Raw genomic sequence first — 7,897 nt, forward strand, 5'->3', positions numbered from 1 at the left:
TGTCACACCTCCATTTGCAGCAGGCCCGTGACGATGCACAGCGCGGCGCCGACGGACATCAGCGTGATGAGGCTCGTGGGCATCTTCTGCTTGACGAAGGAGATGATCCCGCCGACGAAGAACAGGCCGACGACGATCAGGACGGTGGACAGACCGTTCACAGCGCGCCCTTCGTGGAGGGCAGGATGCCTGCCGCACGGGGGTCGCGCTCGGACGCGTAGCGCAGGGCCCGGGCGAGGGCCTTGAACTGGCACTCCACGATGTGGTGCGCGTTGCGCCCGTAGGGCACGTGCACGTGCAGCGCGATCTGGGCCTGGGCGACGAACGACTCCAGGATGTGCCGGGTCATCGTCACGTCGTACTCGCCGATCATCGGCGCCATGTTCTCGGGCTCGGTGTGCACGAGGTACGGGCGGCCGGAGAGGTCGACGGTGACCTGGGCGAGGGACTCGTCCAGCGGGACCGTGCAGTTGCCGAAGCGGTAGATGCCCACCTTGTCGCCGAGCGCCTGCTTGAAGGCGGCGCCGAGCGCGAGGGCGGTGTCCTCGATGGTGTGGTGGGAGTCGATGTGGAGGTCGCCCTCGGTCTTCACGGTGAGGTCGAACAGACCGTGCCGGCCGAGCTGGTCGAGCATGTGGTCGTAGAAGCCGACCCCGGTGGAGATCTCGGTCTTCCCGGTGCCATCGAGGTCGATCTCGACAAGCACGGAGGTTTCCTTGGTGGTGCGTTCCACGCGTCCTACGCGGGTCATGCGCTGTGCTCCTTCTTGATCTCACGTACCGCGTCGAGGAACGCGTCGTTTTCGGCCGGGGTGCCCGCGGTGACCCGCAGCCATCCCGGTACGCCGTTGTCCCGGACCAGGACGCCCCGGTCGAGAATTCTGCGCCAGGCGGCGTGGGAGTTCTCGAACCTGCCGAACTGGACGAAGTTCGCGTCGGACTCGGTGACGTCGTAGCCGAGCGCCCGCAGTTCGGCGACCAGCCGGTCCCGCTCGGTCTTCAGCTGCTCGACGTACTTCAGCAGCGTGTCCGTGTGTTCGAGGGCCGCCAGCGCGGTCGCCTGGGTGACGGCCGAGAGGTGGTAGGGCAGCCGGACCAGCTGGACGGCGTCGACGACGGCCGGGTGCGCGGCCAGATAGCCCAGGCGCAGGCCCGCCGCGCCGAACGCCTTCGACATGGTGCGGGAGATCACCAGATGGGGGCGGCCGTCCAGCAGCGGGAGGAGCGAGTCGCCGTGGCTGAACTCGACGTACGCCTCGTCGACGACCACCATCGACGGCTTGGCGGACTGGGCGGCCTCGTACAGCGCGAGGACCGTCTCCGCGGGGACCGCGTTGCCGGTGGGGTTGTTGGGGGTGGTGACGAAGACGACGTCGGGCCGGTGTTCGGAAATCGCCTTCCGCGCGGCGGCGAGGTCGATGGTGAAGTCCTCGTTCCGCGGCCCGGAGATCCAGCCGGTGCCGGTGCCGCGGGCGATCAGACCGTGCATCGAGTACGAGGGTTCGAAGCCGATGGCGCTGCGGCCCGGTCCGCCGAAGGTCTGCAGCAGCTGCTGGATGACCTCGTTGGAGCCGTTGGCGGCCCAGACGTTCTCGAGGGCGACCGGGTGCCCGGCGGTCTTCGTCAGGTACTCGGCCAGCCTGGTGCGCAGTTCTACCGCGTCCCGGTCGGGGTAGCGGTTGAGGTGCCGGGCGGCCTCGCGGACCCGCTCGGCGATCCGCTCGACCAGCGGCTCGGGCAGCGGGTAGGGGTTCTCATTGGTGTTCAGCCGTACGGGGACGTCCAGCTGGGGCGCGCCGTAGGGGGACTTGCCCCGCAGCTCGTCCCGTACGGGAAGATCGTCGATTCCGAAGCTCACTTGTTCTCAGGCACCTTCCAGCCGAACCTGGCCTTGATCGCCGCGCCGTGCGCGGGCAGGTCCTCCGCCTCCGCCAGCGTCACCACGTGGTGCGCGACCTCGGCCAGCGCGTCGTGCGTGTAGTCGACGATATGGATGCCGCGCAGGAAGGACTGGACGGACAGGCCCGAGGAGTGGCAGGCGCAGCCGCCGGTGGGCAGTACGTGGTTGGAGCCGGCCGCGTAGTCACCGAGGGAGACCGGGGACCAGGGGCCGACGAAGACCGCTCCGGCGTTGCGCACGCGGTCGGCGACCGCGGCGGCGTCGGCGGTCTGGATCTCCAGGTGCTCGGCGCCGTAGGCGTCGACGACGCGCAGGCCCTCGTCGAGGCCGTCGACCAGGACGATGGCGGACTGGCGGCCGGACAGGGCCGGGACGATCCGGTCGTCGATGTGCCGGGTGGCCTTGACCTGGGGCTCCAGTTCCTTCTCCACCGCGTCCGCGAGGTCGGGGGAGTCGGTGACCAGGACGGCTGCGGCCAGAGGGTCGTGCTCGGCCTGGCTGATCAGGTCGGAGGCCACGTGCACCGGGTCGGCGGTGGAGTCCGCGAGGATCGCGATCTCGGTGGGGCCGGCCTCGGCGTCGATGCCGATACGGCCGGTGAAGTAGCGCTTGGCGGCGGCCACCCAGATGTTGCCGGGGCCGGTGACCATGTTCGCCGGCGGGCAGGACTCGGTGCCGTACGCGAACATCGCGACGGCGGTGGCGCCGCCGGCCGCGTAGACCTCGTCGACGCCGAGCAGGGCGCACGCGGCGAGGATCGTCGGGTGCGGCAGTCCGCCGAAGTCGGCCTGGGCGGGTGAGGCGAGCGCCACGGACGGCACTCCGGCCTCCTGGGCGGGCACGGCGTTCATGATCACGGAGGACGGGTACACGGAGCGGCCGCCCGGCGCGTACAGACCGACGCGGTCGACGGGGACCCACTTCTCGGTGACCGTGCCGCCGGGGACGACCTGGGTGGTGTGGGTGGTGCGGCGCTGCTCGCGGTGGACGAGCCGGGCCCGGCGGATGGACTCCTCCAGCGCGGCACGCACGGCCGGGTCCAGTTCCTCCAGGGCACGGGTGAGGGCGGCGGCCGGGACCCTCACCTGGTCGAGCTCGACGCCGTCGAACCTCTTGGCGAAGTCGATCAGCGCCACGTCGCCCCGATGATGCACGTCCTCGCAGATGGGCCGCACCTTCTCCAGGGCGGCCGCCACGTCGAAGTCGGCTCGCGGCAGCAGGTCGCGCAGGGCGGGGCCCTCGGGGAGGGCGTCGCCGCGCAGATCGATTCGGGCCAGGAAGGAATGTTGCAGCACGTGCCCAATTCTCTCAGACCGGCACGGTGGGCCGTCGTCGCGTTCCAATCGCTGATACGAGCCCGCCACGGTAACGGTCCGCGCACGTTTTCGAGATCTCCTTCACTTTCCGTGTTCAACGGGTCACCGCACCGGGCATCACGGGTTGTACAAGGACACGTACCGACGAGTAGGAGGGGAGGAGGGGAGCTCCGTGACGGAGGGGGTGGGACCAGGTGGCGGAGAGCCGCCGGAGGATCTGACCGCCACGGAGGCCGGCATGTGGCAGGCCTTCCGCAACGGCAGCGTGTACGACCTGAGCAGCGGCGACACCGTGGTCGACGATCCGCACGGCGGGCATCCGTGGGGACCGGAGCGGACGGTCAGGGCGCGCGTGGTGTGCTGGCTGCTGCTGGACGGGCCGCCCGCGCTGGCCGGCCGGGTCTCGTCGCTGAAGCTGGTCGGGGTGCGGATCAGCGGCCCGCTGGACCTCGCGGGCGGCACCGTGGTGCCGTATGTGGAGCTGCGCGGCTGCCGTTTCGAGCGGGATGTGCTGCTGCCGGAGGCCCGCTTCACGACCGTACGGATGGTGGACTGCTCGATACCGCGTCTGGAGGCGGCCCGGCTGCACACCGAGGGCGATCTGCATCTGCCGCGCTGCCGGTTTCTGGGCGGCATACGGCTCACGGACGCCAGGATAGGCACGGATCTGCTGCTCAACCAGGCGATCGTGCACCGGGACCGCAGCGGCCGCTCGATCGCCGCGGACGGTATGAACGTCGGCCAGGACCTCCAGGCGGAGATGCTCGAGTCGCACGGCGAGCTGAGCCTGCGCGGGGCGACGATAGGCGTCTCGCTGAGCCTGCGCGGGGCGCGGCTGGGCGACCCGCACTCCCGGCTCGCGCTGAACGCGCCGCAGCTCACGGTCGAGCGCTCGCTGTATCTGACACCGGCGGGGGTGGGCGCCCAGGCGCGGAGCGGGATGACACCGGTGCGCGGGACGCGGATCCAGCGGTTCGAGTGCGAGGGCGGGGTGCGGCTGGACGACGGGCGGTTCGGGGACGCGGTCGACTTCGAGGGGGCGCGGTTCACCTTCACCGACGAGCAGGAGCTGTCGCTGCGCCGGGTGCAGACGCCGGAGCTGCGTTTCCTTGGGGAGCGGCCGGCGCGCGGCCGGGTGGTGCTGTCGGGGGCGAAGGTGGTGAACCTGATGGATCGCGCGGACAGCTGGCCGGGCCCGGGCCGGCTGCACATGGGCGGCTTCACCTACGAGAACCTGGTGCCGCGCGGCCCGTTCCCGCTGGCGCTGCGGCTGCGCTGGGTGGACGCGGCGAGCGCCGAGTACAACCCGGAGCCGTACGAGCGGCTGGCCGCGGTGCTGCGGGAGGGCGGGGAGGACGAGGACGCCCGGGAGGTGCTGCTCGCCAAGCAGCGCCGCCGCCGCGAGAGCCTGCCGTTCGCGGCCAAGCTGTGGGGCTACGCGCAGGACTGGACGGTGGCCTACGGATACCGGCCGGGCCGGGCCGCGGTGTGGATGGCGGTGCTGTGGGCGGCCGGTTCGCTGGCCTTCGCCCGCGCGGACCACCCGCCCCTGAAGAGCGGTGAGCACCCGGCCTGGAACCCGGCGCTGTTCGCGCTGGATCTGCTGCTGCCGGTGATCGACCTGGGCCAGGTGGGCTTCTGGCAGCTGCGCGGCGGCTGGCAGTGGCTGTCGGCCGCGTTCATCCTGCTGGGCTGGATCCTGGCGACCACGGTGGCGGCGGGCGCGACCCGCACGCTGCGGCGCACCTGACGCTGACGGTGTGGCTCCTGGGACCGGTGAGGCCGGACAGGCCATGTGCAACATGAGGGGCCGTCTGCTTTTTGCCGGGCCTTGACCGATTCCCGTACAACCTTCCACCAGTTGCGCGTGCCCTCTGGCGCCGCTGTGACCTGCGGTCTTTCAATGGTCGCACCATGGCTCTGCTGCACGCGTTCACCCGTACGTCCCGGGTGCGAGGTAAGTCGACGGGCACCCCCGTCCCGGTCGTGCTGCCCGGCGACGACGAGGTGCTGCTCGACGCGCCCGACGGCGCGCTGGGCCCGGCGCTGGTCGGGGCCGCGGCCGGGGACCACGCGCCCGCCGTGGAACTGCTCGCCGCCACCCGGCGCACGGGAGCCTGGGAGCACCGGGACCGGTATGTGCGGCGGCTGGCGGGGTTCGCGCGCTCCCGCCCGGAGTGGCTGGACACCTGGCGTGCCCTCGCCCCGCACGATCCCGGAGGACTGCTGGTGGACGCCCAGCGGGCCGTGGACCGCGTCTGGGACTCGCCCGCGCGCGCCGAGCTGCTGCGCGAGGTCAGCCCGCTGATCACGGCCGCCGCCCGGGCGGACAACCGGGACCCGGTGCCGTGGCGGCTGGCCCTGGACCACGCCCGTGGCGCGCGGGCCGGCCACACCTACTTCGAGGAGCTGTGGGAGGCGGCCGTCCGGCGCGCCCCGCACCACCACGGCTGCCATGTGGCGGCACTGCGCTATCTGGCGTCCTCCTGGCACGGTTCGCACCGGGAGTGCTTCGACTTCGCGGACCGTGCCGCGCAGGACGCGCCGGACGGCTCGCTCACTCAGGCGCTGCCGCTGCGGGCTGCGTACGGCTATCTGACGGACGGCTGCGGTCCCGATGTGCCGCGGGAGCGGCTCGACGCGGCGGCCGACCGCGCCGCCGCACTGTCCGCCCGGCTGCCGGCCGGACATCCCTGGCCCGCCGAGCTGCGCAACCTGCTGACGTATGTCCTGGTGCGGCTGGAGCGCTGGCAGGACGCCCTCGAACAGCTGCGCCTGACCGGGCCGTACGCCACGTCCTTCCCCTGGGAGCGGGGCGCGGACGACCCGCTCGGGCGGTTCCTGGAGGTGCGTCAGAAGGTGCGCGCCGCGGTCGCGTCCGGCTCCTCCGGGGCCGGCTTTGGGGGCTCCGTCCCGGCTTTTGGCCGTCCGGGGAGTGGGCAGGGAGGACGACTCCGCTTCGGCGACCATTAGGCTTTTGGGTCGTGACCACCGTCCGGCTCCCGCTCTTCCCCCTGAACACGGTGCTGTTCCCGGGGCTCGTGCTCCCGCTCAACGTCTTCGAGGAGCGCTACCGCGCCATGATGCGCGAGCTGCTGAAGACCCCCGAGGACGAGCCGCGCCGGTTCGCCGTCGTGGCGATCCGCGACGGCCACGAAGTGGCTCCGAGCTCTCCCGGGCTGCCCGACCCGACCGCCGTGCCCGACCGGGGCCCCGCGGCGGGCTTCGGCACCGATCCACTGCGCGCCTTCCACAAGGTGGGCTGTGTCGCCGACGCGGCGACCATCCGCGAGCGGGCCGACGGCAGCTTCGAGGTACTGGCCACCGGGACGACCCGGGTGCGGCTGCTTTCGGTCGACGCCTCGGGGCCGTTTCTCACGGCCGAACTCGAGCCGCTCGAGGAGGATCCCGGCGACGAGTCGGGGGCGCTCGCCGAGGGGGTGCTGCGGGCGTTCCGCCAGTACCAGAAGCGGCTGGCGGGGGCGCGGGAGCGTTCGCTGGCGACCGGCGCGGAGCTGCCGGACGAGCCGGGCGTGGTCTCCTACCTGGTCGCCGCCGCGATGATGCTGGACACGCCGACGCGACAGCGTCTGCTCCAGGCGCCGGACACCGCGTCCCGGCTCCGGGACGAGCTGAAACTCCTTCGCGCGGAGACGGCCGTCATCCGTCATCTGCCGTCGTTGCCGGCGTCGGAGCTGACGCGCGGCCCGATGAGTCTCAACTGACGTACGACTGTCTGGGGTACCGGCCGCAATGGCGAAGAAGTCCAAGAAGCAGCAGCCCGGAGGGACGCCGGCAACGGTGGCGCTCACCGCGGCGGGGGTGCCGTTCACGGTGCACTCGTACGACCACGACCCGTCCCATCCGTCGTACGGCGAGGAGGCGGCCGAGGCGATGGGGGTCTCGCCCGACCGCGTGTTCAAGACGCTGGTGGCGGACGTCGACGGGACGCTGACGGTGGCGGTGGTGCCGGTGGCGGGCCAGCTGGACCTGAAGGCCCTGGCGTCGGCGGCCGGCGGCAAGCGGGCGGCGATGGCCGATCCGGCGCTGGCAGAACGCACCACCGGGTATGTGCGCGGCGGGATCTCGCCGCTGGGCCAGCGCAAGAAGCTGCCGACGGTCGTGGACGAGTCGGCCACGCGGCACGAGACGATCTGCGTCTCGGCCGGCCGCCGCGGCCTGGAGATCGAACTCTCCCCGGCCGACCTGGCAAAGCTGACCGAGGCGACCCTGGCCCCCATCAGACGCATTTAACCCCTGGACGCCCGTCCCTTCCTCGACCAGAGAAAAGGGACATGCCAAAACGAACCCACAAACCCCGCCGCCGCACCCAAAAAACCCCACCCCAACCACGCCCACCGCCCCGCCTAACCGCGTCCCGGCCAACCGCGCACGCTCCGCGTCGTCCGCGGGCAGTCGTGCCGCAGGGCGGCACGGGTGGGCGCGACGGCACCCCACCCACGCCGGGCCGCTGCAACCACCCCCCGCCCAGCCGCGCCGCGCAACCACCCCCCGCCCAGCCGCGCCGCGCAACCACCCCCCGCCCAGCCGCGCCGCGCAACCACCCCCCGCCCAGCCGCGCCGCGCGCTCCGCGGGCAATCGTGCCGCAGGGCGGCACGGGTGGGCGCGACGGCACCCCACCCACGCCGCGCTGGTCGCTGGCATGCTTGATGTCCTGACG

8 protein-coding genes are annotated in these 7,897 nt (G+C 72.2%); 4 read left to right on the forward strand and 4 right to left on the reverse strand.

Annotated elements, in window-relative coordinates:
• Positions 1 to 2 precede the first annotated feature (2 nt).
• Genes AB0L56_RS24035 through hisD form a run of 4 tightly spaced genes read right to left on the reverse strand, consistent with a single transcriptional unit; the run spans position 3 to position 3,194 of the window.
• A complete protein-coding gene (locus tag AB0L56_RS24035; RefSeq protein ID WP_033273033.1) occupies positions 3 to 161 on the reverse strand; it encodes a hypothetical protein in 159 nt (52 codons plus the stop codon).
• Positions 158 to 751, reverse strand: coding sequence for an imidazoleglycerol-phosphate dehydratase HisB (gene hisB / locus AB0L56_RS24040; protein WP_019525453.1), 594 nt, complete (start codon positions 749 to 751; stop codon positions 158 to 160). The genes AB0L56_RS24035 and hisB overlap by 4 nt, the downstream gene beginning before the upstream one ends.
• The gene (locus AB0L56_RS24045; RefSeq protein WP_365426187.1) at positions 748 to 1,857 is read right to left on the reverse strand and encodes a histidinol-phosphate transaminase; all 1,110 of its coding nucleotides are present in this window, start codon (positions 1,855 to 1,857) and stop codon (positions 748 to 750) included. The genes hisB and AB0L56_RS24045 overlap by 4 nt, the downstream gene beginning before the upstream one ends.
• Complete coding sequence (hisD, locus tag AB0L56_RS24050) at positions 1,854 to 3,194, reverse strand: histidinol dehydrogenase (RefSeq protein ID WP_361029968.1); 1,341 nt, start codon at positions 3,192 to 3,194, stop codon at positions 1,854 to 1,856. Before hisD ends, AB0L56_RS24045 begins: the two co-directional genes overlap by 4 nt.
• 193 nt (positions 3,195 to 3,387) lie before the next feature.
• Between hisD and AB0L56_RS24055 the strand changes: the two genes are divergently transcribed.
• The 4 genes from AB0L56_RS24055 (at position 3,388) to ybaK (ending at position 7,469) form a co-directional block, all read left to right on the forward strand.
• On the forward strand, positions 3,388 to 4,965 hold the full coding sequence (locus tag AB0L56_RS24055) for an oxidoreductase (RefSeq protein ID WP_365426190.1): 1,578 nt from the start codon (positions 3,388 to 3,390) through the stop codon (positions 4,963 to 4,965).
• A gap of 164 nt (positions 4,966 to 5,129) precedes the next feature.
• Positions 5,130 to 6,188: a hypothetical protein gene (locus AB0L56_RS24060; protein ID WP_365426193.1), complete on the forward strand. Its 1,059-nt coding sequence runs from the start codon at positions 5,130 to 5,132 to the stop codon at positions 6,186 to 6,188.
• Between the two features lie 11 nt (positions 6,189 to 6,199).
• Positions 6,200 to 6,940 carry an LON peptidase substrate-binding domain-containing protein gene (locus AB0L56_RS24065; protein ID WP_365426196.1) on the forward strand — a complete coding sequence of 247 codons (741 nt, stop codon included), beginning with the start codon at positions 6,200 to 6,202 and terminating at the stop codon, positions 6,938 to 6,940.
• Between the two features lie 28 nt (positions 6,941 to 6,968).
• Positions 6,969 to 7,469 (forward strand): Cys-tRNA(Pro) deacylase, encoded by a 501-nt coding sequence (gene ybaK / locus AB0L56_RS24070; RefSeq protein WP_361029956.1) that lies wholly within the window; start codon positions 6,969 to 6,971, stop codon positions 7,467 to 7,469.
• Positions 7,470 to 7,897: the final 428 nt, after the last annotated feature.

Source organism: Streptomyces sp. NPDC052079 (assembly GCF_040680275.1).
Lineage (GTDB): Bacteria > Actinomycetota > Actinomycetes > Streptomycetales > Streptomycetaceae > Streptomyces.

Bases quoted from the DNA above. Each gene is read 5' to 3' on its own strand.
- AB0L56_RS24060 (WP_365426193.1), top strand. From the start codon at position 5,130: ATGGCTCTGCTGCACGCGTTCACCCGTACGTCCCGGGTGCGAGGTAAG.
- ybaK (WP_361029956.1), top strand. From the start codon at position 6,969: ATGGCGAAGAAGTCCAAGAAGCAGCAGCCCGGAGGGACGCCGGCAACG.
- hisB (WP_019525453.1), bottom strand. From the start codon at position 751: ATGACCCGCGTAGGACGCGTGGAACGCACCACCAAGGAAACCTCCGTG.